The organism is Bacillus sp. CGMCC 1.16607 (assembly GCF_042683745.1).
Taxonomy (GTDB): Bacteria; Bacillota; Bacilli; order Bacillales; family Cytobacillaceae; genus Pseudoneobacillus.
On sequence record NZ_JBHUJX010000025.1, the window covers coordinates 718229 to 743589 of the forward strand.

At 36.1% G+C, this 25361-nt stretch carries 23 protein-coding genes, 2 pseudogenes, 1 riboswitch and 1 other annotated feature; of the genes and pseudogenes, 2 read left to right on the forward strand and 23 right to left on the reverse strand.

Annotated features, from left to right (window positions below; translation table 11 throughout):
* Positions 1-5: 5 nt before the first annotated feature.
* The 16 genes from ACFSO7_RS20095 to ACFSO7_RS20170 all read right to left on the reverse strand — a co-directional run bounded on the left by ACFSO7_RS20095 (position 6) and on the right by ACFSO7_RS20170 (position 19598).
* Positions 6-1235, reverse strand: a complete 1230-nt coding sequence (locus ACFSO7_RS20095; RefSeq protein WP_377879164.1) for an aspartate kinase — start codon at positions 1233-1235, stop codon at positions 6-8.
* Between the two features lie 112 nt (positions 1236-1347).
* Positions 1348-1526: riboswitch (Lysine riboswitch) on the reverse strand.
* 68 nt (positions 1527-1594) lie between these two features.
* Positions 1595-3367: an excinuclease ABC subunit UvrC gene (uvrC, locus tag ACFSO7_RS20100; RefSeq protein WP_377879165.1), complete on the reverse strand. Its 1773-nt coding sequence runs from the start codon at positions 3365-3367 to the stop codon at positions 1595-1597.
* Between the two features lie 123 nt (positions 3368-3490).
* Complete coding sequence (trxA, locus tag ACFSO7_RS20105; RefSeq protein WP_377879166.1) at positions 3491-3805, reverse strand: thioredoxin; 315 nt, start codon at positions 3803-3805, stop codon at positions 3491-3493.
* Between the two features lie 162 nt (positions 3806-3967).
* Complete coding sequence (locus ACFSO7_RS20110; RefSeq protein WP_377879167.1) at positions 3968-4945, reverse strand: electron transfer flavoprotein subunit alpha/FixB family protein; 978 nt, start codon at positions 4943-4945, stop codon at positions 3968-3970.
* 37 nt (positions 4946-4982) lie between these two features.
* A complete protein-coding gene (locus ACFSO7_RS20115; RefSeq protein ID WP_377879168.1) occupies positions 4983-5756 on the reverse strand; it encodes an electron transfer flavoprotein subunit beta/FixA family protein in 774 nt (257 codons plus the stop codon).
* 39 nt (positions 5757-5795) lie between these two features.
* Positions 5796-6569: an enoyl-CoA hydratase gene (locus ACFSO7_RS20120; protein ID WP_377879169.1), complete on the reverse strand. Its 774-nt coding sequence runs from the start codon at positions 6567-6569 to the stop codon at positions 5796-5798.
* A 25-nt stretch (positions 6570-6594) separates the two neighbouring features.
* Positions 6595-7194 carry a fatty acid metabolism transcriptional regulator FadR gene (locus ACFSO7_RS20125; RefSeq protein WP_377879170.1) on the reverse strand — a complete coding sequence of 200 codons (600 nt, stop codon included), beginning with the start codon at positions 7192-7194 and terminating at the stop codon, positions 6595-6597.
* A 191-nt stretch (positions 7195-7385) separates the two neighbouring features.
* The gene (locus ACFSO7_RS20130) at positions 7386-9083 is read right to left on the reverse strand and encodes a long-chain-fatty-acid--CoA ligase (protein ID WP_377879171.1); all 1698 of its coding nucleotides are present in this window, start codon (positions 9081-9083) and stop codon (positions 7386-7388) included.
* 294 nt (positions 9084-9377) lie between these two features.
* Positions 9378-9785 carry a DUF350 domain-containing protein gene (locus tag ACFSO7_RS20135; RefSeq protein ID WP_377879172.1) on the reverse strand — a complete coding sequence of 136 codons (408 nt, stop codon included), beginning with the start codon at positions 9783-9785 and terminating at the stop codon, positions 9378-9380.
* Between the two features lie 13 nt (positions 9786-9798).
* Complete coding sequence (locus ACFSO7_RS20140) at positions 9799-12156, reverse strand: endonuclease MutS2 (RefSeq protein ID WP_377879174.1); 2358 nt, start codon at positions 12154-12156, stop codon at positions 9799-9801.
* A gap of 20 nt (positions 12157-12176) precedes the next feature.
* Positions 12177-13904: a DNA polymerase/3'-5' exonuclease PolX gene (gene polX / locus ACFSO7_RS20145; protein WP_377879175.1), complete on the reverse strand. Its 1728-nt coding sequence runs from the start codon at positions 13902-13904 to the stop codon at positions 12177-12179.
* A 151-nt stretch (positions 13905-14055) separates the two neighbouring features.
* Entirely contained in the window at positions 14056-14604 is a 549-nt protein-coding gene (locus ACFSO7_RS20150; protein WP_377879176.1) for a CvpA family protein, read from the reverse strand.
* 7 nt (positions 14605-14611) lie between these two features.
* Positions 14612-14872 (reverse strand): cell division protein ZapA, encoded by a 261-nt coding sequence (gene zapA / locus ACFSO7_RS20155; protein ID WP_377879177.1) that lies wholly within the window; start codon positions 14870-14872, stop codon positions 14612-14614.
* Between the two features lie 149 nt (positions 14873-15021).
* A complete protein-coding gene (gene pheT, locus ACFSO7_RS20160; RefSeq protein ID WP_377879178.1) occupies positions 15022-17436 on the reverse strand; it encodes a phenylalanine--tRNA ligase subunit beta in 2415 nt (804 codons plus the stop codon).
* Positions 17437-17456: 20 nt separating this feature from the next.
* The gene (pheS, locus tag ACFSO7_RS20165) at positions 17457-18494 is read right to left on the reverse strand and encodes a phenylalanine--tRNA ligase subunit alpha (RefSeq protein ID WP_377879179.1); all 1038 of its coding nucleotides are present in this window, start codon (positions 18492-18494) and stop codon (positions 17457-17459) included.
* A gap of 60 nt (positions 18495-18554) precedes the next feature.
* Positions 18555-18788 (reverse strand) — a binding site (T-box leader).
* A gap of 57 nt (positions 18789-18845) precedes the next feature.
* Positions 18846-19598, reverse strand: a complete 753-nt coding sequence (locus ACFSO7_RS20170; RefSeq protein ID WP_377879180.1) for a TrmH family RNA methyltransferase — start codon at positions 19596-19598, stop codon at positions 18846-18848.
* Between the two features lie 241 nt (positions 19599-19839).
* Here ACFSO7_RS20170 and sspI point away from each other — a divergent pair, with 241 nt between their 5' ends.
* Complete coding sequence (gene sspI, locus ACFSO7_RS20175; RefSeq protein ID WP_377879181.1) at positions 19840-20046, forward strand: small acid-soluble spore protein SspI; 207 nt, start codon at positions 19840-19842, stop codon at positions 20044-20046.
* 44 nt (positions 20047-20090) lie between these two features.
* Here the strand turns inward: sspI and ACFSO7_RS20180 are convergent, their stop codons facing one another.
* The 6 genes and pseudogenes from ACFSO7_RS20180 to ACFSO7_RS20205 all read right to left on the reverse strand — a co-directional run.
* Positions 20091-21176, reverse strand: coding sequence for a M42 family metallopeptidase (locus ACFSO7_RS20180; protein ID WP_377879182.1), 1086 nt, complete (start codon positions 21174-21176; stop codon positions 20091-20093).
* Positions 21177-21254: 78 nt separating this feature from the next.
* Positions 21255-21605: pseudogene (locus ACFSO7_RS20185) on the reverse strand (dUTP diphosphatase); the annotation flags it as partial.
* A gap of 501 nt (positions 21606-22106) precedes the next feature.
* Positions 22107-22751 carry a uracil phosphoribosyltransferase gene (locus ACFSO7_RS20190; protein ID WP_377879183.1) on the reverse strand — a complete coding sequence of 215 codons (645 nt, stop codon included), beginning with the start codon at positions 22749-22751 and terminating at the stop codon, positions 22107-22109.
* On the reverse strand, positions 22751-23461 hold the full coding sequence (locus ACFSO7_RS20195; RefSeq protein ID WP_377879184.1) for a DUF4062 domain-containing protein: 711 nt from the start codon (positions 23459-23461) through the stop codon (positions 22751-22753). The genes ACFSO7_RS20190 and ACFSO7_RS20195 overlap by 1 nt, the downstream gene beginning before the upstream one ends.
* Positions 23462-23505: 44 nt before the next feature.
* Positions 23506-23940, reverse strand: coding sequence for a dUTP diphosphatase (gene dut / locus ACFSO7_RS20200; RefSeq protein WP_377879185.1), 435 nt, complete (start codon positions 23938-23940; stop codon positions 23506-23508).
* A gap of 127 nt (positions 23941-24067) precedes the next feature.
* A pseudogene (locus tag ACFSO7_RS20205) lies at positions 24068-24199 on the reverse strand (dUTP diphosphatase); the annotation flags it as partial.
* 109 nt (positions 24200-24308) lie between these two features.
* On the opposite strand from ACFSO7_RS20205, the gene ACFSO7_RS20210 reads away from it, so the two are divergent.
* Positions 24309-24686, forward strand: coding sequence for a sigma-w pathway protein ysdB (locus tag ACFSO7_RS20210; RefSeq protein ID WP_377879186.1), 378 nt, complete (start codon positions 24309-24311; stop codon positions 24684-24686).
* A 43-nt stretch (positions 24687-24729) separates the two neighbouring features.
* Here the strand turns inward: ACFSO7_RS20210 and ACFSO7_RS20215 are convergent, their stop codons facing one another.
* Positions 24730-25305 carry a TVP38/TMEM64 family protein gene (locus ACFSO7_RS20215; RefSeq protein WP_377879187.1) on the reverse strand — a complete coding sequence of 192 codons (576 nt, stop codon included), beginning with the start codon at positions 25303-25305 and terminating at the stop codon, positions 24730-24732.
* Positions 25306-25361: the final 56 nt, after the last annotated feature.

Genomic DNA, 25361 nt, shown 5'->3' on the forward strand with positions numbered 1-25361 from the left:
TTATTTTAAGCCTTCACTTTATTCCCAGCAAGCTCAAACGTTTCATGTAAAACTTTTACAGCCTCAAGCATATACTTTTCTTCTACTACTGTTGATACTTTAATTTCTGATGTACTGACCATTTTTACTTGAATCTGATTTTTTGCTAATGCATCGAACATTTCAGCTGCTACTCCTGGATTGGAAATCATCCCTGATCCAACAATGGAAACCTTTGCTAATTGAATTTCACTTTCAATTCGTTCGAATTTTAATGTCTCTTTATTTTTTTCTAAAACTTGTAAAGTCTTTTCTAGATCTTCAGTTTTAATGGAAAACGATAAATTTGTTGTTTCCAGCTCAATTGTACTCTGAATAATGATATCCACATTGATATGATTTGCTGCAAGGGTAGTAAAAATCGTAGAAAGGCTTGTTAATGAATTAGGCAACCCCAACACCGTTACTCGAGTTATTTCATCTTCAAACGCCACTCCGCGTACGACTAAATTTTGTTCCATACTTGCTTCCTCCTCTATGATGGTCCCTGATTGTTTTTCCATACTTGATCGAACTTCTAATGGAATTTGATAATTTTTAGCAAATTCAACTGCTCTTGGATGTAAAACTCCTGCTCCTAAATTGGCTAGCTCGAGCATTTCATCATATGAAACTGATAGTAATTTTCTCGCTTCTTTCACATAACGTGGATCAGTCGTGTACACTCCCGTTACATCTGTATAAATATCACATTTATCGGCATGAAGTGCTGCCGCTAATGCCACAGCTGTTGTATCGGAACCACCACGCCCTAAAGTTGTTATTTCTCCAGAATCTGTTACTCCTTGAAAACCTGCTACAACAACTACATGTCCTTGCGAAAATTGCTTCTTAATAGCTTCTGGATTTATGTTAGTAATTCGAGCATTACTATGAATATTTTCAGTCAAAATTCCAGCTTGCCAACCAGTATAAGAAATGGCACTTACTCCTTTTTCTGCGAGCGCCATAGCTAGCAATGAGATCGTCACCTGTTCACCGGTCGAAAGAAGCATATCCATTTCTCGCTTAGACGGATTTGAAGACAGTTCCTTCGCTAAAGATACTAATTGATCTGTTGTTTTTCCCATTGCAGAAACAACGACAACCACATCATTTCCATTATTTTTTTCTTCCAAAACGCGTTCAGCAACATTCATTATTCTTTCAGCACTACCTACGGATGTTCCACCAAATTTTTGAACAATTAAGCCCACAACTTCCCCTACTTTCAACAATATGTTTTCTATATATTTTCCTAAAATAAAAAAAAGCAATAAGAGTTAGTCTCTCATTGCTTTATAAACGTAAATAAAATTACGCGCCACAATGTGAGATAGCTCTCCAAGATCATTCATCTTGACAATCCTACATTTCTTAAACGCAGGACCAGCAAAGAAAATACTGAGTTTCCCTTCACTTCGGCGAGCAATCCTTTCAAAGTTTTTCACAGAAGCTCAGGACTTCTCCAAACTTTTACTATTAAGGCTCGCACCTCTACCATCACTTATTAAATTAAATTTTTTGATAATTAAATTTCCACTTATTATAGCATATGGGCATTTCGCGTACAACCTTATTCTTGCAATTTTTTCATTAGCTCAGCCGCTACATTTGTCGGAATGCCAATGGAAGTAAAATCCTCTAATTCTGCTTCCTTCATTTTTTTTACAGATCCAAAATGCTTGAGAAGAGCCTTTTTTCTTTTTTCACCAATTCCCCCGATTTCATCCAATAATGATTGAAAAGCTCCTTTGCCACGAATTTGTCGATGAAAGGTAATGGCAAAGCGATGAACCTCGTCTTGTATCCTTTGTAAAAGATAGAATTCTTGGCTCGTTCGACCTAACGGAATTGTTTCTAATGGATTTCCATATAAAAGCTGAGAAGTTCGATGCTTCTCATCTTTAGCAAGACCAGCTAATGGAATATCTAAACCAAGCTCATTCTCAAGTACATCCCTAACGGTTTCAATATGACCTTTCCCACCATCAATGATAATTAAATCAGGTAGTGGTAAATGATCTTGCAATACTCGAGTATACCTTCTTCGAACCACTTCCCGCATTGATTCATAATCATCTGGACCTTGAACCGTTTTAATTTTATATTTACGATATTCTCTCTTTTCGGGTTTTCCGTCAATAAAAACCACCATTGCTGAAACAGGATTTGTTCCTTGTATATTGGAATTATCAAAGGTTTCGATTCGATGTGGAGTATATATCCCTAGCGCGGCACCTAAATTTTCAACTGCTTTAATCGTGCGGTCCTCGTCTTTTTCTATTAATGAGAATTTTTCTTTTAAGGCTATCCCAGCATTTTTTTCAGCAAGTTTGACCAGGTCCTTTTTCGGACCAATTTTAGGCTGAATGACTTTTACTTGCAGAATTTCCTCTATGATTTCTGCTTCTAATGAATGAGGGATAAGAATTTCCTTTGGTTTAAAATGATTTGCTTTTGTGTAAAATTGTCCTAAAAAAGAAAGCATTTCCTCTTCAGGCTCGTTATAGATGGGAAATAGGGAGACATCCCGCTCAATTAATTTACCTTGTCTTACAAAGAATACTTGAACACACATCCAACCTTTATCCACTGAATAGCCAAAAACATCACGATCTGTGAAATCATTCATAGTAATTTTTTGCTTTTCCATCGTTGCTTCAATATGAATAATTTTATCGCGATAATCCTTTGCCCGTTCGAAATCAAGTTCTTCCGCAGCTCCATTCATTTTTTCTGTCAATTCTTTTTTAATATCCTTATATCCACCGTTTAAAAAACGAGTAATTTCATCGGTAAGATTCTTATAGTCTGATTCACTAACTTCTTTCACACATGGTGCTAAGCATTGTCCCATATGATAGTAAAGACATACGCGGTCAGGGAGGGTGCTGCATTTTCGTAAAGGATAAATTCGGTCTAATAGCTTTTTCGTCTCATTTGCAGATTGCACATTAGGGTATGGGCCAAAATATTTACCTTTATCTTTTTTTACTTGTCTAACTGTGATCAACCTTGGGTGTCTTTCCGCTGTCAGTTTAATAAAAGGATAACTTTTGTCATCCTTTAACATGACATTATATTTAGGGTCATGCATTTTTATTAAATTAATTTCAAGTAATAAGGCTTCTATATTGGACGATGTAACGATATATTCAAAATCCTCAATCTCACCCACAAGTCTTAATGTTTTTCCATCATGTGAACCGGTGAAATAAGAGCGAACTCGATTTTTTAAAATTTTTGCTTTTCCAACGTAAATGATTGTACCCTGTCGGTCTTTCATTAAGTAGCAACCAGGCTGGTCAGGAAGTAAGCTCAATTTATTTTTAATATTTTCATTCATATCTGACCACCCCCTCATTTTTCTTTCTTATTATACCTTTACCGTATATATTATTAAAGTGATAAACCATGGATAAAGCATAATAAAAGCCTAAGTAAACGAATGTTTACTTAGGCTTTTATCTTATAAATGCTTATTTAATAAGTTTTCTAATGCTTCTTTTGGTTGGAAGCCAACTACTTTATCGACTACTTCTCCGTCTTTAAAAACAAGTAAGGTTGGAATGCTCATGACGCCATATTTACCAGCTGTTTCTTGGTTATCATCGACATCAAGTTTAACGATTTTTACTTTATCGCTCATTTCAGAATCAAGTTCTTCTAAAACAGGAGCGATCATTTTACAAGGTCCGCACCATGGTGCCCAGAAATCTACTAAAACAACGCCAGAATTTGTTTCAGTAGAGAAATTTTGATCTGTTACATTTGTAATTGCCATAATAGAAATGCCTCCTAAATAATACTGAAAATACTAACGTCAGTATATCATTCAATAACAAATCATGCTAATAATTTGCTTCTTATGTAAAATTCCCTCAGAAACCTATCACTATTCACACGAAATAAAAATGACTGATCAAATGATCAGTCATTTTATTAATTAAGCATTTACCTTTAATTTTTTAAACTCTTCAGTTAACATTGGAACGACTTCAAATAAGTCTCCAACGATCCCATAGTCAGCTACTTTGAAGATATTTGCTTCTGGATCTTTATTAATCGCAACGATTACTTTTGAGTTGGACATTCCAGCTAAATGCTGAATTGCACCAGAGATACCACATGCAATATAAAGATCAGGAGTGACAACTTTACCTGTTTGACCAATTTGTAAAGAGTAGTCACAGTATTCAGCATCACAAGCTCCACGAGAAGCACCAACTGCACCACCAAGTACGTTAGCAAGTTCTTTCAATGGTTCAAAGCCGTCTTCGCTTTTCACACCACGTCCACCAGCAATAACTACTTTTGCTTCGGATAAATCAACGCCTTCTGATGTTTTGCGTACAATTTCTTTGATGATTGTACGTAAGTCTTTAACATCTACAGAAACAGAGGAAACTTCACCAGTTTTTGATTCATCTTTTGCTAAAGGCGCAATATTATTTGGACGAATCGTCGCAAAAATTAAACTGTCAGTAAAGATTTTCTTTTCAAATGCTTTTCCTGAATAAATTGGGCGAGTAAAGACAACATTTCCACCAGCCACTTCAATAGCTGTCACATCGGAAATTAATCCTGCTTCTAATTTTGCAGCAACTTTCGGTGCTAAATCTTTACCTAAAGCTGTATGTCCTAGAATTAAACCCTCTGGTTTTTCTGACTCCATTACTGCTAATAAAGCTTGGGCAAAGCCGTCAGATGTATACGATTTCAATTTTTCACTTTCGACGACGACAACGCGATCCGCACCGAAGTGAATTAATTCTTGTCCTAACGCATTTACAGACTCACCTATTAAAACTCCAACTACTTCTCCGCCTTCTGAAACTGCTTTCCCTGCTGCTACAGCTTCAAATGAAACATTACGAAGTGAGCCATCGCGTACTTCACCTAATACTAAAACTTTTCTAGCCATTTATGAAACCCTCCTGTGCATTAAAATTATGAATTTATTAAACTACTTTTGCTTCAGTATGAAGAAGTTGAACTAATTCTTTCACTTGGTCGCCTAAATCACCAGTTAATACTTTTCCTGCTTCTTTTTGAGCTGGTAAATAAATTTCGATGGTTTTAGTTTTTGCCTCTACATCATCTTCTTCTAGGTCTAAGTCATCTATCTCTAGCTCATCTAATGGCTTTTTCTTCGCTTTCATGATTCCTGGTAAAGAAGGGTAACGAGGCTCATTTAAACCTTGTTGAGCTGTTACTAAAACTGGTAATGTCGTTTCGATAACTTCAGAGTCACCTTCAACATCACGGACAATCAATACATTTTTACCATCAATTGTTAGCTTCGTGATTGTAGTTACATATGGAATGTCCAATAGTTCAGCAACACGAGGGCCAACTTGACCCGAGCCACCATCAATCGCAACATTTCCTGCTAAAATTAAATCAGCGTTTTTATCTTTTAAGTATTCAGCAATGATTTTTGAAGTAGTAAATTGGTCTCCATTTTCAATATCATCTTCAATATTGATTAAAACTGCTTTGTCAGCGCCCATTGCAAGAGCCGTTCTTAATTGTTTTTCAGCTTCTTCTCCGCCAACGGAGATGACAGTTACTTCTCCACCTTGTGCATCACGTACTTGAATAGCTTCTTCCACCGCATACTCATCATAAGGATTGATGATAAATTCTGCGCCGTCTTCATTTATTTTTCCACCTGAGATGGAGATCTTTTCCTCTGTATCAAAAGTTCTTTTCAATAAAACATAGATGTTCATGTTTTCCCCTCCAGAGTCATTCGTTAGTTTGAAAAAAAATTATTTACCTTTAAATTGTGGCTCTCTTTTTTCTAAGAAAGCTTGAATGCCTTCTTGTCCATCTTCAGAGCCAAACACTTTGCCAAACAGTACCGCTTCTTGTTTTACTCCGGCATAAAATTCAGGAGTTTTAGCATAATTTAATAGCTCAATGGCTGCACTAATTGATACTGGACTTTTCTTAGCAATTTTTCTCGCAATCTTGTAAGCGTTTTCCATTAACTCATCATCAGGATATGCATGATTAGCTAATCCACACTGTACTGCTTCGATTCCCGTTATCGGATCGCTTGTGAAAAGCATTTCAGCAGCACGAGCTACTCCTACAAATTTAGGGAGACGCTGTGAACCCGCAAATCCAGGAATTAAGCCCAGTTGTAATTCTGGCAGACCTAATTTCGCATTTTCTGTTACGAGACGGAAATGGCAGGCCATGGCAAGTTCCAATCCACCACCAAGTGCTGCACCATGAATAGCTGCAATAATTGGTTTGGGAAATTTCTCCATTCGTTCGAATAGGTTTTGACCGTATTCACCAAGTTGTGAAAATTCCTCTTCAGATTCCACTTCTGTAAATTCTTTTATATCTGCTCCTGCAGAAAAGAATCGACCCTCTCCATGAATGACAATCACTCGAATCTCGTTGTTATGCTCAATTTCATCTAATACGGCTGACAATTCCTTTAAAAGCCCTGATGATAAGGCGTTTGCTGGTGGTCGCTCAATCGTAATGGTTGCAATCTTTTCTTCAAAAGACCACTTTAAAAAATCCATTTCTTATCCCCCTTCAGAATACACATTAGGAAGTAGGTATTTTAGAATAGCCACAGCCATTGATTAAGAGCTGATGAACGGCTGATGATAGAGAGATTAAATCATATCGCTGTTCATTCATTACCCATGATGTAATCGTTTCATCCATCGTTCCAAAAATCATTTGGCGTGCAAGCCTTACATCTAATGTTGGGCTAAACTCACCTTTTTGCTTACCTTCTTCTAAAATAGTATCGACTACATGCAAATAGTTTTTTAGTACTTCATTAATTTTCAGGCGCAAATCTTTATTCGACTGTCTTAATTCTAATTGTGTCACAATTGCTAAGTGGCGATCTTCAGAAAGAAGTTGAAAATGAGATTCGACCATCATTAATAATTTCTCTACTGCACTGTCTTTTCCTGCAATTTTATTTTCGATTTTTTCAATAAAGGTTCCCATTTTTTCTTGAAAAAGTGAGATCAAGATATCTTCTTTATTTTTAAAATAAAGGTAAATGGTTCCATCTGCAACTCCTGCTTGTTTTGCAATTTTCGAAACTTGGGCTTGATGATAACCATTTTCGGCAATAACAACTACAGCCGCATCAATAATTTGCATATATTTAGGTTTGTTTTTTTTCATTCATACTCACTCCAATGATGACTCTTTACATTAATAAAAATATGAATGAATCATCATTCATATTTTTATAATAATAAGAAACTTGATTAATGTCAAGAACACACGCAATATTATTAGAATATTTTCATTATGGAATGATGGACAAGCTGTGTGCAAAAATGAAGAGTCGATATTCGACTCAATAAAGTCTTTTACGCTTGTTTAATATCATCTAATTTTTTCTTTTCCTCATCAACAAGTGCTCTACGCAAAATTTTACCGACAGCTGTTTTTGGTAGCTCTTTTCTAAATTCATACATTCTAGGCACTTTATAAGCAGCTAAATGTTTTCTAGCGAATTGATTCAATTCATCTTCCGATACGCTGGAACCTTCTTTTAATACAACGTAGGCTTTAACTGTTTCACCCCGATATGGGTCTGGGATACCAGCTGCAACCACTTCTTGTACTTCAGGGTGCTCATATAAAACCTCTTCAATTTCACGAGGATAGATATTATATCCACCGGCAATAATCATATCTTTCTTCCGATCAACAATATAAAAATAACCATCTTCGTCCATATATCCTAAATCACCTGTTAATAACCAACCATTTCTTAATGTTTGTGCTGTATCCTCTGGTTTATTCCAATAGCCCTTCATTACTTGCGGTCCTTTTATAGCAAGTTCCCCTACTTCACCTGGTGGTAGCGGTTCTCCTGTTTCCAACGATAAAATTGCAGCATCGGTTTCAGGCCAAGGTACTCCAATACTACCCTTTATTCTAGGACGATCCCATAAGAAATTCGCATGAGTGACAGGTGAGGTTTCTGTTAACCCATATCCTTCTACTAGTTTTCCTCCCGTTACCTCTTCAAACCTCTGTTGAACTTCAACTGGAAGGCCAGCTGAACCACTAATACAGGAATCAATAGATGATAAATCATAATTCTTTACATTCGGATGATTTAGTAATCCAATATAAATCGTTGGTGCTCCCGGAAATAATGTTGGTTTTTGTTTATGAATAGTCTTTAATGTGGTTTCTACATCAAACTTAGGTAGTAATATCATTTCATATGCCTGCATAATGGATAAGATCATAACAGTCGTCATTCCATACACATGAAAAAATGGCAATAAACCTAGTACTTTTTCTTCACCACGTTTACATTTATACATCCAGGCCTGACACATGACTGCATTGGATACAAGATTTTTATGTGTAAGCATGACACCTTTCGGAAACCCGGTTGTTCCACCTGTGTATTGCAATAAGGCGATATCCTCTTCAAAATCAAAATCAGGAGTCTTTATGTTTCGGGCAGGTTGCTTCAAAATCTCTGTTAATAAATGATTATTTCCTTCGTGCTTTACATTTACCACAATACCATATTGTTTCTTCTGAATAAATGGATAAATCAAATTTTTAGGAAATGGTAAGGCGTCTTTGATAGCGGTTACAACAATATGTTTTAAACTAGTATTTGGCATTACTTTAGTCACTCTAGGAAATAAAATATCGAGAGTAATCATTATCTTCGCACCAGAGTCATTCATTTGGTACTCAATTTCTCTTTCCATGTAAAGTGGATTTGTCTGAACTACCACCCCACCAGCTAGGAGAACTCCATAATAGCTAATGACAGATTGGGGGATATTCGGTAGCATAATCGCCACACGATCACCTTTTGTAATACCAAGCTCCTGCAAGTAGCCTGCTAACTTTAAAGATTTTTCATAAATTTCTTTAAAGGTGCTCTCTTTTCCCATAAAGTGTATCGCAACTTTATTAGGGAATTCTTTTGCTGCATTTACTAAATATTGTTGTACAGGTTCTGAAGAAAAGGACAATGTAGAGGGAATCTCAGCTGGGTAGTTCTTCAACCATGGCTTTTCTACGATCATAACAGACCCTCCTTATTTTTAGAATTATAAAAAAATTCCAAATTTAGATACTCCTTTTGATTATAATATATCCGACTTTTCAAAACAATAAGAAAAGCGATAGCACACTTGTAAACTCACGGCAAACAAATGATGCTGGATCTGGACAATCTAAAAAACCACCTAGTAATTAACTAGGTAGTCAAATTCATTTCATGCTTATGCAAAAAACAACAAGTATATGAGGCCGATTAACATGAAGGTACCACATAAAACAAGCAAAATCTTCGCTAACTTTTCCAATTTATTCGCTCCTTACAAGATCCCTGCTCCGATGACATAGGAAAGACCCACCGATATTACTAATGCAATAAAGCCGACAGCCCGATTATCTTTTTCAATCTCTTCATCAATTCTAAATTTAGGAGTTAAAAATTCAAAAATAAAATAACCAATTAGCAATAGAATAAAGCCAAAAACACCCCAGCTTATGGCTGTTAAAATACTATCATGCTGCATTATGGAGAATCGAAAAATATTTGCCACACCAAATATTTTCCCTCCTGTTGCCATAGCAACAGCAACATTACCATTTTTTATTTCATCCCAATTTTTATATTTGGTTACTAGTTCAAATATCGCTAAAAACACGATCATACAAAGGATGACAACACTATAATTGGCAGCAGTACGGACAAATTCATTCTCCCAAAAATTACTCATAATGCGCCCTCCCTTATTTGAATTCGACGATGGTTACACCGATTCCACCTTCACCCGCATCACCAAATCGTGCTCTTTTAACTGAGCGATGGTTCTTCAAGTACTCTGTTACACCTTGGCGAAGAGCACCTGTTCCTTTACCATGTATGATTGATACTCGAGGGTATCCAGCTAATAAAGCATCGTCAATATACTTCTCTACTCTTAAAAGAGCATTTTCATAACGTTCACCGCGAAGATCCAGTTCCAAACTAACATGGAAGTCCTTACCCTTCACAACGGCAACTGGTTTAATCTCTTTCTGCTTTGGAGTACTAATGTATTCCATTTCCTTCTCATGAACCTTCATCTTTAGGATTCCTATTTGAACTTGCCATTCTTTATCCGCAGTTTGTTCAATAAGAGTGCCCTTTTGATCAAACTTTAGAACCTTTACTTCATCACCACTCGAGAAAGTATGAGCCTTTTTATTTACCTGAATATTTTTTGAAGCCTTTTTCACTTTTGGAGTAGCTTCCTCTAAGCGTTTTCTTGCTTCAATTAATTCATGCTCTTTCACTTCGGCATTTTTTTCGATTCTCAATTTACGAAGCTCTTTAATAATATGTTCAGCTTCTGCTTTTGCTTTTTCCACTAAATCAGCTGCTTTTTCTTGTGCTTTTTCAAGCATCGAATCCTCTTGTTCATAAAATTGAACCATCTGGTTTTGGAGATCTTTATGAAGCTTCTCAGCATTTTTCAAATAATCATTTGCTTCTTGTCGATCGTTTTCTGCTTCTCGCTTACTTTTTTCTAATGAGGCAATCATGTTTTCAATCTGATTCGTTTCTGTACTAATTTGGTTGCGTGCATTTTGAATGACATGATCACTTAATCCAAGGCGCTTGGAGATTTCGAACGCATTACTTCTTCCAGGAACGCCGAGTAGGAGTTTATAGGTTGGGCTTAGTGTTTCTACATCAAATTCAACACTCGCATTTACAACTCCTGTTCGGTTATATCCGTATGCTTTTAATTCTGGATAATGGGTAGTCGCAATGACCTTCGCACCACGATGATACACTTCATCTAATATTGAAATGGCTAAAGCTGCTCCCTCTTGCGGATCTGTTCCTGCTCCAAGCTCATCGAAGAGAACAAGACTATTGAAGTCAACTTTGTTAAGTATATCCACAATATTTACCATATGAGAGGAGAATGTACTTAAACTTTGCTCGATCGATTGTTCATCTCCGATATCAGCATAAACATTATCAAACACGGCAACCTCTGAACCATCTAGGGCAGGGATTTGCATGCCAGCTTGTGCCATTAGGACGCAAAGTCCTACTGTTTTCAACGTAACCGTCTTACCTCCAGTATTTGGACCTGTAATGACGATTGTTGTATAGTCTTTTCCTAATATTACATCATTAGCAACGACTTCTTCTTTAGGAATTAAAGGATGACGCGCTTTATACAATGTGATTCTACCATCTTGATTAATAAATGGTTTGGATGCTTTAATTTGATGAGCATATCTTGCTTTCGCAAACATAAAGTCTAATTCGCCTAATACATAGACAATTGTTAACAACTCTTGTTCAAATTCAGCAACAAAGGCAGAAAGCTCCATTAAAATGCGTTCAATTTCAAGTTGCTCCTTCACCCTAATTTCTTGCAGTTGATTATTTAATTGTACAATCGCTTGAGGCTCTATAAATAACGTCTGACCTGATGAGCTCTGATCATGAACGATCCCGCCATAATTACCACGGTATTCCTGTTTAACTGGAATGACAAAGCGATCATTTCGAATGGTAATAATCGCATCTGAAAGCATTTTTTGTGCATTCGACGAACGGATCATGCTTTCTAATTTTTCACGTACTCTTGATTCATTTGAACGGAGCTGCTGTCTTAGAGCACGTAAAGTATCACTTGCACTATCCAAAACCTCTCCACTTTCATCGATGGCATTCTTAATTCTTTCTTCCAATTCTGCCAGCACAATGATTTTTCCCACATAGTGGGCTAATATCGGTAGTTCAACTTCGTCTGCTACCATATCCTCAATAAATCGTTTGATTTTTCTACTCACATGGACCGTACTTGCTACTTGGTTCAATTCATGTGGACTTAAAACACTACCTATTACAGATCGTTTGACATGAGAGTGAATATTATAAATTCCGGATAAAGGAACGTTTCCTTTTAGACGGAAAACCTTAGCTGCTTCGTCTGTTTCTTCTTGCCATTTCACCACTTCATCATAATTATTGGAAGGAATTAAATTCCTCACTTTTTCTTGTCCTAATGTGGATGAGACAAAATTTAATAATTGCTCCTTCACCTTCTCGAATTCTAAAACTTTGAGAACTCTTTGTTGCATGGAGAAAACCTCCTCTTTACTCATCTATTTCTTTTTTTATTTTTTAAAAACTTAAGTAGTTCTTCCTTATCATAAGCATTAAGGACAGTTTCTTTTTTAATCCAGCCTCTTTTTGCTGTTGAAACACCAATTTCCATTTGAGAAAGTGTTTCTTTAAAGTGAGCATCGGTATTAATAACGATTTTAACCCCTTCTGCTTGAGCTTTACTTACATTTTCAGCAGATAAATCTAACCGATTTGGATTTGCATTTAGCTCTAATACCGTATTTGTTTCTTTTGCCAATTCGATTAGCTGATCGATATCGATGGAATAGCCTTCTCTTTTACCGATCTTTCTTCCTGTAGGATGTGCGATAATATCAACATGAGCGTTTACTAGAGCATTTTTCAAACGACCCATGATTTTTTCTTGTGATTGAGAAAAGGCTGAATGAATGGAGGCGATAACAATATCCATTTCTGCTAATAGATCGTCATCGTAATCAAGAGTTCCGTCTGGCAAAATATCCATCTCAACTCCTGACAGAATAAGAATATCCTCATATTTTTCATTTAATTTCTTTATCTCAGCCTTCTGCTTTCTTAATCTTTCAGGGTCCAATCCACCTGCTACCTTTAAATATTGAGAATGGTCGGTGATCGCCATATATTGATATCCCTTTGCACGGCAAGCTTCGACCATCTCTTCGAGCGAATGGGCGCCATCACTCCACGTGGTGTGCATATGAAGATCACCTTTTATATCCATTAATGTAATAAGATCATATTTTTCGTTAAAATGTTCGACTTCACGCCCATCTTCTCTTAATTCAGGTGGAATAAATGGAAGTCCAAAATGTTGATAAAAGTCTTTCTCAGATGAAAAGGTAATGGTTTCCCCAGTTTCAATCTTTTCGACCCCATATTCACTTATTTTCTCGCCACGTTCCTTTGCAAGCTGCCTCATTCTTACATTATGATCCTTCGAGCCTGTAAAATGATGTAAGGTTGTTACAAATTGCTCTGGTTTAACGAGACGAAAATCAACGGATACATCATATTCAAAATCAAGAATGACAGAAACCTTTGTATCGCCAGCTGCAATGATTTCTTTTATATTGAAAAGTTTAAGTAGCTGTTCTCGAACTTTTTCTACCTCATTTGTTGCAATAATATAGTCTAAATCTTTGATTGTTTCACGCATTCTTCTTAGACTGCCAGCACGTGAATATTTTTCGAGTCCGCTTATTTTTTTAAGTTCTTCCTCAATTGTATTAGCAATCGGAAGCATATAAGCAATTGGTAATCGTTCAGGTCTTGCCCCGACGTTTTCAATTGCTTGAAGAATCTTCTCTTCCGTTTTTATTCCGAAACCAGAAAGTTCTTGAACCTTTTTGTTATGACATGCTTCTTTTAAGTCTACAATATTTTTAACTCCGAGCTCGGAGTATAGTTTTGCAATTTTCTTCCCACCTAAACCAGGTAGTTGGAGGAGGGGAATTAATCCTTTAGGGACTTCTTCCTTTAATTGCTGCAATACAGTTGATTGACCTGTTTGAATATACTCCTCAATCACAGTTGCGGTACCTTTACCAATACTAGAGATAGTTGTAAAATCACTGATTTCGGATAAGTCACGACCATCTGCATCTAATGCGGCTGCCGCCTTTCGAAAGGCAGAAATTTTAAAACTATTTTCACCCTTCAATTCCATATAAATAGAGATTGTTTCCAATAATCGAATGACTTCTTTTTTGTTTAGCACCATTTCGATGAAACACCGCCTTTATCTTTTCATTATGCGATATTTTTCAATATATTAACTTGGGCTTGCGTTTAATAACAATTGATAGTGGTGGTATTTCTTCAAATAAGACATCATATTAAGAGACTGACCCTAAAGGAATATCCTTTTTGGCTCAGCCCTTAGCAGCAATATAGTCAAACCACATTTCTTTGATTTGTTTTGAAAGAATCGGTGTGTGATTGATGATTGCTTTTGCAATGGATGAATCCTTTAATGGTGCTTGAATGAAATCTAATGGTAGAAGAGCAGCTATGTATAATAGTATTAGTAGAAGTAAGTAGACTTCAATAACTCCAAGTATGCCTCCAGCCCAAACATTCAATTGCTTTAAAATCGGTATATGTGCAATAAAATCCAGCATAGTACCGATAATTTGTAACAGAATTTTCACTGCAAAGAAAATGGCGGCATAGGCAATTGCACGATAGTACGCTTCTTCAATATTGTTTCCATCAAAAATAAATTGTAACGGATTTTCGTTTCCTAAATTCGGGTATGGGACCCATAATGTTAATTTTGGGGCTAAGTCATCATAATACATACTAGCAACGATAAACGCTACTATAAACCCAGTTAAATGGATTAACTGAAGGATGAAGCCCCTCTTTAAACCTACGAAAAAACCAATCAATAAAATGAAGAGAATGGCTATGTCTAGCATCTATCATTCATTCCTTTACACTATTTAATTCAGATTCTAGTGTTTCATATTTGTCTTTAAGTTTAACTAGATCATTCATTGCGTTTAGCGCCGTTAGGACAGCCAATTTACTGACATCAAGTGAAGGATTCTTCGAACCGATTTCACGCATTTTATCATCGACCATCGAGGCGACCAACCTAATATGACTAGTACTTTCTGTACCAACTATCGCATACTGCTGTCCATATATATCTACTGTTGTACGAATTTTTTGTGTTCCTGACAACGATCATTCACCCCTATTCTAAAGAATCCTAATCCATATCATACCATGAATAACAAATAGGTGAAAAGTGTAAGCATACAGACACCCTTTAACGAATTAACGCGCTGGGGGTCTGACCCCCAGCGCGTTAATTTGTTAAAGCGTTTTTATTATCCTCTTAGTACGGCACCTGTTTTTTCTTCGAGTGCGTTTAGGACTTGTTGGTGTGCTTTTGTGATATCTTCGTCCGTTAAAGTACGCTCTGGATCAAAGTATTTTAATGAGAATGCGATGGATTTCTTGCCTGCTTCGAGGCGATCTCCTTCGTACAAATCAAAGATGCTTACTTCTTTTAGTAATACCCCACCGGCTTCTTCGATAACCGTTTTTAACGTGTGGGCTGATTTTTCTTGTTCTACAACCAAAGCAATATCACGAGTAATCGACGGATATCTTGGAATGGATTGATATTTCAGCGGCTCGTTTACTGTTAATAGAACATCTTTTAGATTGATTTCACATACATACGTATCTTTCAAATCTTTATCCTTTTGTACTTGAGGGTGAACTTGGCCAACAAAGCCAATACTTTTTCCTTCAAGGAATAATTCCGCTGTACGACCTGGATGCATGCCCTCTATTTCATTTTGACGAAATTCTATTCTTTCTAACAGTCCAAGCTTCGAGAATAATCCTTCCAAAATTCCTTTTAATACATAGAAATCAACAGGCTTTTTCTCCCCTTGCCATAAATGTGAATGCCAAAGTCCTGTTAACGCAATCGCCAAATGCTCACGCTCTTCTGGTAATTCCTCTTTTCCATTCGCTAAAAATACTGCACCCGTTTCATAAACGCCTGTACTTTCATTTTGTCTAGCAGCATTATATTTTAGGACATCTAGTAATTGAGGAACAATGCTTAAACGAAGTAAGCTACGGTCTTCACTCATTGGCATCGCCAAACGAATAGGCTCACTATTATTCAAAGAATATTGTTTGACCTTATCCTCGCTCGTTAAAGAATAAGTAACGGCTTGATAAAGACCTACACTTTCCAAATATTGGCGGACAATTCGACGTTTTAATTGATATTCTGTTAAAGCCCCAGGTGTTGAAGATCCAACAGGTAATGTCGTTGGAATTAAATCATAACCATATAGTCTCGCAACTTCTTCCACTAGATCCTCTTCAATCGTAATATCACCACGTCGAGTTGGTACTGTCACAGTGAAGGTTTCGTTATCTGTTTGCACTTCAAATTGTAACTTTGCAAAAATATTTTCTACCGCTAGAACATCCATATCGGTTCCGATGACACGATTAATTTTTTCTAATGTTGTTGTTACTACTGCTGGTTTTATTTCAAGAGTATCTACTTCCACCGATCCTTCTAAAACTTCTCCACCTGCATATAGCTCCATTAAATTAGCAGCTCGTTCTGCTGCAGCACGCACTCTATTTGGATCTACCCCTTTTTCAAAACGGGCACTTGCTTCACTTCTTAATCCGTGAGCTTTAGAAGCTTTTCGAACCGAACTTCCTTTAAAATAAGCAGATTCTAGTAGAATCGTTGTAGTGTCATTTGTCACCTCAGAGTTTGCCCCACCCATGACTCCCGCAAGAGCCACTGGAACTTGACCGTTTGTAATCACTAATTCATCACTAGCTAATGTTCTTTTCGCATCATCAAGTGTGACAATTTCTTCCCCTTCATGAGCAAGACGGACTAAAACTTCTTTCGAACCAAGTCGATCATAATCAAAGGCATGTAGAGGTTGGCCGTATTCTAATAAAATATAATTGGTAATGTCGACAACATTATTATGTGGACGAATTCCCGCTGCCATTAGGCGTGTTTGCATCCATAAAGGTGCAGGACCAATCTTAACATTTTTTATTACTTTTCCAACATACAATGGATTCTCTTCTTTTGCTTCAACAGCAATTGAAATATAGTCAGAAGCTTTTTCTGAACCAGTTGTTAGATTCGCTTCTGGTAATTTCACTTCTCTTCCTAAAATCGCAGCAACTTCATAAGCAACACCAAGCATGCTTAAGCAATCAGAGCGATTAGGAGTTAATCCAAGTTCAAGAACTTGATCATCACGATTTAATAATGCAAGTGCATCTGTACCAACTTTTGCATCATCAGAAAATACATAAATTCCTTCGGCAAATTCCTTCGGAGCTAATTTTCCTTCAATACCTAATTCTTGCAGAGAACAAATCATCCCATTCGATTCTTCTCCACGAAGCTTCGCACGTTTAATTTTAAAATCGCCTGGTAAGACAGCTCCAACGGTTGCAACGGCAACTTTTTGCCCCTTCGCTACATTTTTAGCTCCACAAATAATTTGAACAGGTGCTTCCTCGCCGATATCTACTAAACATTTACTTAATTTATCTGCATTCGGATGCTGTTCACGTTCTACGACATGACCAACTACTACTCCACTAATTCCTTTATTTAAAACTTCTACACCCTCTACTTCGATCCCGCTTTTTGTAATTTTTTCAGCGAGCTCAGTAGCAGAAATACCAGACAAATCAACATAATCTTGTAGCCATTTATAAGAAACGTACATGAATTTAATCCTCCTAGTTTTTACTCGTGAATCTGAAATTGCTTTAAGAAACGAACATCATTTGTATAGAAATGGCGAATATCATCTACACCATATTTCAGCATTGCAATCCGTTCAGGTCCCATTCCAAATGCAAATCCCGTATATTTCTTTGAATCGTAGCCAGCCATTTCAAGCACATTCGGATGAACCATCCCAGCCCCTAAAATTTCAATCCAACCTGTTCCTTTACATACACTACAGCCGCTGCCGCCACAAATTTTACAAGAGATATCTAATTCCACTGATGGCTCTGTAAACGGGAAAAAGCTTGGGCGTAAGCGAATGTTACGATCCTGGCCAAACATTTTTTTTACGAATACCTCTAATGTTCCTTTTAAATCACTCATACGGATGTTTTCACCAATGACTAAACCTTCAATTTGCATAAATTGATGTGAATGTGTCGCATCATCATTATCACGACGATACACTTTACCTGGGCAAATAATTTTGATTGGACCTTTTGCTTCATTTTTTTCCATTGTTCTTGCTTGTACTGGTGATGTATGGGTACGTAATAGGATTTCTTCAGATATATAGAAGGAATCTTGCATATCCCTTGCAGGATGACCTTTTGGCAGATTAAGCGCCTCAAAGTTATAGTAATCCTTTTCTACTTCAGGACCTTCGGCAATGGAATAGCCCATTCCAATAAATAAGTCTTCAATTTCCTCGATAATTCTTGTTAATGGATGATGATTCCCTTGTCTAACAGGTCTGCCTGGTAAGGTAACATCAATTTTTTCAGAAGCAAGTTTGGCGTTAATAACATCCGCTTCTAATTTACTTTGTTTTTCCTCAATTTTAGATGAAATGGCTTCGCGCACCTCATTCACGAGTGCACCCATTTTCGGTCTTTCTTCTTCAGATAATTTACCCATTCCACGTAAAACCTCAGTGATTGGTCCTTTTTTACCTAAATAAGCAACACGTACATCATTTAATTGCTTAAGGTCAGAAGCCGCATCAATTAAACGAATGGCTTCGGTTTGCAGTTCTTTTAAACGCTCTTGCATTTTTGTTCCTCCTTTAAATTTCGCATGATTTTTTTCCAATAAAAAAAACCTCTAATCCCTAAAAGGGACGAGGTTTAATCGCGGTACCACCCTTATAAATGTACAACAATATGTATACATTCACTTCATTGAAGATAACGGCTTAGCCGATGCACCTTTACACTTTTTAAGTGGTCCCGGTGCCAACTCAGGAGGTGAACTTCACTTAGCCCTTTTCATAAAGATGCTTTCAGTCTATGGCATCTTCTCCCTAGAAGTTAGGTATTAGCTACTTTTCTCCGTCAACGTTTTTGTATCATGCAGTTTTGCTGATTATTATATTATAAAATGCTCACAGTTTCAAATCTGTTCTTAAATATTTTTAAAATAATATAGTAAAATTCCTGCTGCTACAGATACATTTAACGATTCGCTTTTTCCAAAAATCGGAATATATAGGTTTTGATTGGTTGCCTTCAATATTTCTGCTTGAATTCCATTTCCTTCATTTCCTACGATCAAAGCAAATGTGGATGTTGGTTTAACTTCTGTGTAGACCGTTCCATTCTCTAAGGCGGTGCCATAGAGTGGGATATCCGCTTTCTTTAATTTTTCAATCCATTCGAACAAATCGCCTCTAATGATTGGTAGGTGAAAGTGACTGCCTTGTGCAGATCTTAATACTTTTGAATTATAAATATCGACACTACCATTCCCTACGATGATGGCATCAATTCCAGCTGCATCTGCCGTTCGAATAATCGTGCCAAGATTACCTGGATCTTGAATTGAATCGAGGAGTAGATAAGTTCTTCCGTCAATCACCTCTTGATTAGGTTGGTTGCAGACTGCAAAAATCCCTTGTGAGGTTTCCGTTTCGGCTAATTCTTTAACAATCTCTTTATTTATTTGCGTCATGGGAGTTGATCCATAATTGATTCTTGCAGGAATTTCAACTTCCTCAGAAACGATGAGTTCTAATACAAGATTTTCAACTTTTAATGCTTCCTCTACAAGATGAAAGCCTTCAACTAAAAATGTTCCTGTATTTTCTCGTTCTTTTTTTGTATGTAACTTTTTCCATTGCTTCACTTGTGGATTTTTCGAAGAGTGAATGTATTTCATTAGGTTCTCTCCTTTGCGTAATCCAGCTCCAGCGCATAGCCCCTCGAGGTCAAATGTTCGCCACCCAAAAAGTCAAAGAACGACTTTCTGGGTAGCGAAGCATTTGCTTGTAGGGGCTGATCAAGGCGCTTCTGCTTTTTGATTAGCCTTTTCAATTTTATTATTATAGCCTATCTATCATACATAATAAAAGCAAAAATGGAAAATCATATGAAGGAAATGGAAGAAAGGGGTTTGATGTATGAATTTAAATTTACGTAATGCGATTGTCCATAATGTTTCTGGCAACAGCCAAGAGGAATTAAGAGATACCATTGTCGATGCCATTCAAAACGGGGAAGAGAAAATGCTTCCAGGCCTTGGTGTACTCTTTGAAATTATTTGGAATAATTCAAACGAACAAGAAAAAAAGGAAATGTTAGAGGCATTAGAGCAGGGTTTAAAATAAATATTTTATATAAAAGAACCCCGAAGCTCGGGGTTCCTTTTTGCTTATTCGTAAGTAATTTTATCAACAGTTTCTTTGTCTAAGCGTTTTGTCACTTCAACGATTAATTTAACCGCATTTTCGTAATCATCACGATGTAGCATAGCTGCATGTGAGTGAATATAACGTGTTGCAATCGTAATTGCAAGCGAAGGTGAACCTTTATGTGCTAAATGCATGGAACCAGCGTCTGTTCCTCCACCTGGAATTGCATCAAATTGGTATGGAATTCCTAATTCATCAGCAACACCCGTTACAAAATCGCGTAAGCCTTTATGGGATACCATGGATGCATCATATAGAATGATTTGTGGACCTTTACCCATTTTACTCATGGCTTCTTTTTCCGAAATTCCAGGTGTATCTCCTGCAATTCCAACGTCCACTCCAAAACCGATATCTGGTTCAATAATATTAGCCGATGTACGCGCTCCTCTTAAACCAACTTCTTCTTGAACCGTTCCTACTCCATAAACAACGTTTGGATGATCTTCTGCTCTTAATTGCTTCAATACATCAATTGCAATCGCACAGCCAATACGATTATCCCAAGCTTTTGCTAGTAACATTTTCTCATTGTTCATTACGGTAAATTCAAAGTACGGAACAACCATATCACCTGGACGAACACCCCACTCCATTGCTTCTTCACGGCTGGATGCCCCGATATCAATAAACATATCTTTAATTTCAACTGGCTTCTTTCTAGCCTCAGCTGATAAAATATGTGGTGGCTTCGATCCCATTACACCCGTTACATCACCGTTTTTTGTAACGATTGTCACTCGTTGCGCAAGCATAACTTGTGACCACCATCCACCAACGGTTTGAAATTTTAAAAATCCTTTATCATCTATGCTTGTAATCATAAAGCCAACTTCATCTAAGTGACCAGCAACCATTACTTTAGGTCCGCCTTCTTTTCCTACTTTCTTTGCAATTAAGCTACCTAGATGATCAGTAGTAACTTCGTCTGCAAATGGCTCTATGTATTTTTTCATTACTTCACGGGGTTCTCTTTCGTTACCAGGAATCCCCTTTGCATCAGTTAATTCTTTCAACATCGTTAATGTTTCATCTAATTTAGTCATTCTTTCGACTCCCCTAATATGTATTTCTTTTATTCACTTCATTATACAAAAAGAGCTTAAAAATGTACAAATTTTCTGCTAATAACCCTCTTCTTGCCTTTCATAATTTACTTCATTTTTTTGAAAATATGCTTTTTCGATTTCGTGTTCTTTGTATCCTAGCTTTACGCCTAAAGATAGGAAGGATTGAAAAAGGAGCTCGTATTCTTGGAATTGCTTTGTGATTCTAAATGTACTAATTTGATCGAATACTTTTAAGAATTGTTTAGATAAATCATTTGAATGATCTATGTGAAAACGTAATTCGTGATTATCAAAACCACCCTCAAGTCCTAAGGACAAAATAAAATGAAGGCCATCGACATATTCCTCTAAAATAGTTTCTTTTGATGCCGGAGGCTTTAGACTCCAAAATTTAAAACAGCGCGTCTCATTGGCTAATTATGAATAGTTAATTATGATATTTGTTGCTTTTAGTCGATTTTACTATAGTCAATAGAATAAATACTTCATTTAAAATATCAAAAATCACGAAAAAATAATTGCAAAAATTATCCTTAATACGTTAAATATACTTAAAATATTTATTAGAATATAAAAACATTTAGGAGGTTATTGAGACTTAGTTACCTATTCAAAGAAAGTTCTTATGAATCCATAACATCGTATCCACTCAGTATTCTTATTCATATCGAGAAACGATTCATATAGAATAATTAAAAAACTGCATACATGATTAACCTTTGAAACATTTACTTTTTGAAATCAAAAAAATCCTAAGTGCCATACCACTTAGGAAAGACCCATATCACTCACGTAATATCAATTATTTCATGCCAGTCAAAAGTAGTGGATAGAACTCACCAAATATTTCTGAACATTAGAAGTGTTTAACTAAGTGATGTTTGGAATGGTTCTATGGAATACAATCTAGCCTAATAATCTGCTGTCCAAGTTACCTACTCCAGGAAGAAGCATTCCATCTTCATTAAGTGTATCAGCTTTACCAACAGTATAAATGAACTTTATGTTTGGAATTTCAGTAATTAGTTCTCTAATTCCCAATTGACTATAAAAGGAGGAAGCAATTATTACATTTTTAGGTTGAAATTTACTCATGATATTTTTTGTGAGAGAAATTGCTGTACATCCAGTTGCTAGAACTGCTTTAGCAATCACTACTGTATCAACAATTGTTCCGGGATTAATAGTAGGGTGGGATGCTGCTCTAACTGGCTGAGTTAAAGCATCGGGACCTCTTACTCCCTGAAAATCAAAATAACCTTGCATTGAGTTTGGAATTGCCAATGACATCCCCTTAGCAAAGAATTCGTAGTCATCTTTTGTACTGTATACAAGGTTTACTGAATTACAAAAGGAATAACCCTGAAATATCTGATCCATTGGTGTAGAGACTTCTGTTTCCTCTAACATATTCTCTGATACAATATCAATTCCAATTTTTTGCCCCATTTTAATAAGAGCATCTCTTATCTCTTCCTTATCGGTATTCCTAGATCTAATTTTTGTTTGCAAAGCTAATGAATACTTATCTTCAATAATTTTCAAGTGCATTAATATTCACTCCCTTCTTCATTGTCTAACCATCGTTCAAATTGATTATAGAGTTCATTAAAACATCCCCAAAAATTTAAATATATCTGTTCACGGGTAAAATGTATTTCATGACTCCTTTTGAAAAAAGAATATTCTAGTTCAACATCATTTTCTGTAACTTTATAATAAACCTGTGCATTAGGTTCTGGTGTTATTTGTCTGGCTAGTCTAACAAAATGATCTAAGTAAGTTAAGTCGGTACCGATAGAGGCTCTTTCTTTTATCCATTTACCAAAAGCATTTTTTATGTAGGTTTGAAGATCGTGAGTATGTTTGAACGAAGTACGCCAATACCCGTTATAGTAGCTACATACTTTATCAATAAATACCTTTTGTTTTTCTTCCGGTTCTTCTAAACTATCCTTTTTAAATACAAGTATTTTTGTTGGATCATCTCTTATGGCTGCATCAAATTCTATTTCCGTAGCCGATCTTCCATTCCCAACATCATAACCAAATCTATTCCCAAGAATTAGTATGTATAAATCACAATCCTTAGCCATACGACTGGTTATAAACCTAGGGTTTCCTGCTAGAGCAGTATCATTTAACGGATCAGCTCCCATAAGTTCAACTAGAGGTATTTCTTCAAATGCCTTTTTTGCTGCATCTCGTTCAGCTTCTAAATCACTAACTGTTGAGCTGATCATTACTTTAATTTTTTCCACAACATAGATACCTCCCATTTATAAAATAACTATCATGCTTTCCCTTATACACCAGAGGATCCAAAACCCTCTTCACCTCTTTCGGAATCAGACAACTCTTCTACTTGAGTGATATTTACAATTGCAACCGGTGCAATTACCATTTGTGCGATTCTCATCTGCTTTTCTATCTTAAAGTCTGCTTTTCCATGATTGATAAGTATAACTTGTATTTCCCCTCTATACCCCTCATCTATAGTACCAGGACTGTTTAATACCGTTACAGAGTGTTTTAAAGCTAAGCCGCTTCTTGGTCTAACTTGAGCTTCAGTTCCCTGAGGTAATTCCAATTTAATTCCTGTACTTATCAATTCAGCTTCCCCAGGTTTAATTAGTTTTTCTTCTGCTGCAAACAAATCTAAACCCGCATCTCCTGGATTCGCTTGGAAAGGTAAAAGAGCATCCTCATTTATTAATTTAACCTTTAAATTATAGTTCATAGTAAAAATCCTCCATATTCATTTTCCAAAAAATTCATGCCATTTATATATTTATGAAGTATGAAATAGCAAAGAATATTTATTTAAACACCGTTATTTATTCCGCATATCCGCTAAATATTCATATAGCAAGTTCTCCTAATTCAACTAGTAGAGCAAGAATTTTTTTATCAAATAAATCTTCCTCTTGCAGCTGGTGATTATGTTCAATATGAGCATCTAATTCTTTTTGCATGAAAAAAAGTTTTTTTAAATCCATTTCATCCCATCCCTTCTTTCATAAAAAATTATAACAAAACAAATTTTTTCTGAAACCTTTTTTAAACTCATTCGTAAATTCATAATAATGCCTATTGGAGGACGCATTTATGTGGTTTATTCGTTTATTATTATTAGCTTTCATATTTTTCCTTGTCTATTACCTTATTAAATATATTTTTAATCCAAAACGAAAACTTGAACTTGCTAGGGAGCAAAGAAAGTTCTATTTTTATGATGATTCGAACAATGTACGAAAGAATTTTTTAGTTACCTATAAAGGCGTTCTTTTTGAAGGAGAAAAATATCTAGGAACGACAAATGATGCCTTTGAAGTTGTATCGATCTTTATTTGGCCGCGAAACGTAGCCGCACTAAAAGGGATGACAAGAGATGATTTTCTTTTTATAGAAGAAAAAGTAATTGAACAATATCCAACTGCTAAAATCGATTGGAAAAGTCCGATAAAAGAGCTATTAAAAAATTAAAAAAATGTGCACCCATGTGACAATTGGGTGCACATTTTTTCTTCTAGGAAGTTGATACTTTGAAAAATTCTTTCCACTTAATAATAGACATTTTTTCTCTTAATAAATATACAAGCATTGTTAGTGCGAACAGTATGATAAGTATCATTGTAGGGGTAAAACGGCTAATAAACTGCCCAAATATTGTGTAAAAAAAAGCTAATGGCAAGTTGGAGTAGAGGGAGCCCCAAACAAATTCTTTTAAACTTTTCTTTCTTTGCAAAAGACAGAAGTTCATGAGATGAAAATGGATAAAGGGAATAAGCCTTAAAATAGCAATTTGACTAATGGTTAAATTCCGATAAGGTCCGAACCATTTACCTTTTATTTTGGACAATTTCTCATAGGTTCTTGGCATCTTATTTACAACAAAATAAAATAAGACACTTACCATAGTTAACCCAACTAAAGAGTAAATCGTACCAAATACTGTACCAAACAATACTCCACCAGCAATACAGACAACAGCAACGGGAATAAATAAAAATTGCCTTAATAAGTGAAATAAGATAAAAGCAAGAGGAGCTAGAATACCCACAGATTCAACAAAAACAAACATCATTTTAAGCTGTTCATCCAACATGTTCACCTTCTTTGTCTGACTTATTAGGCACTTCTAAAGCTTATAAAATCAGA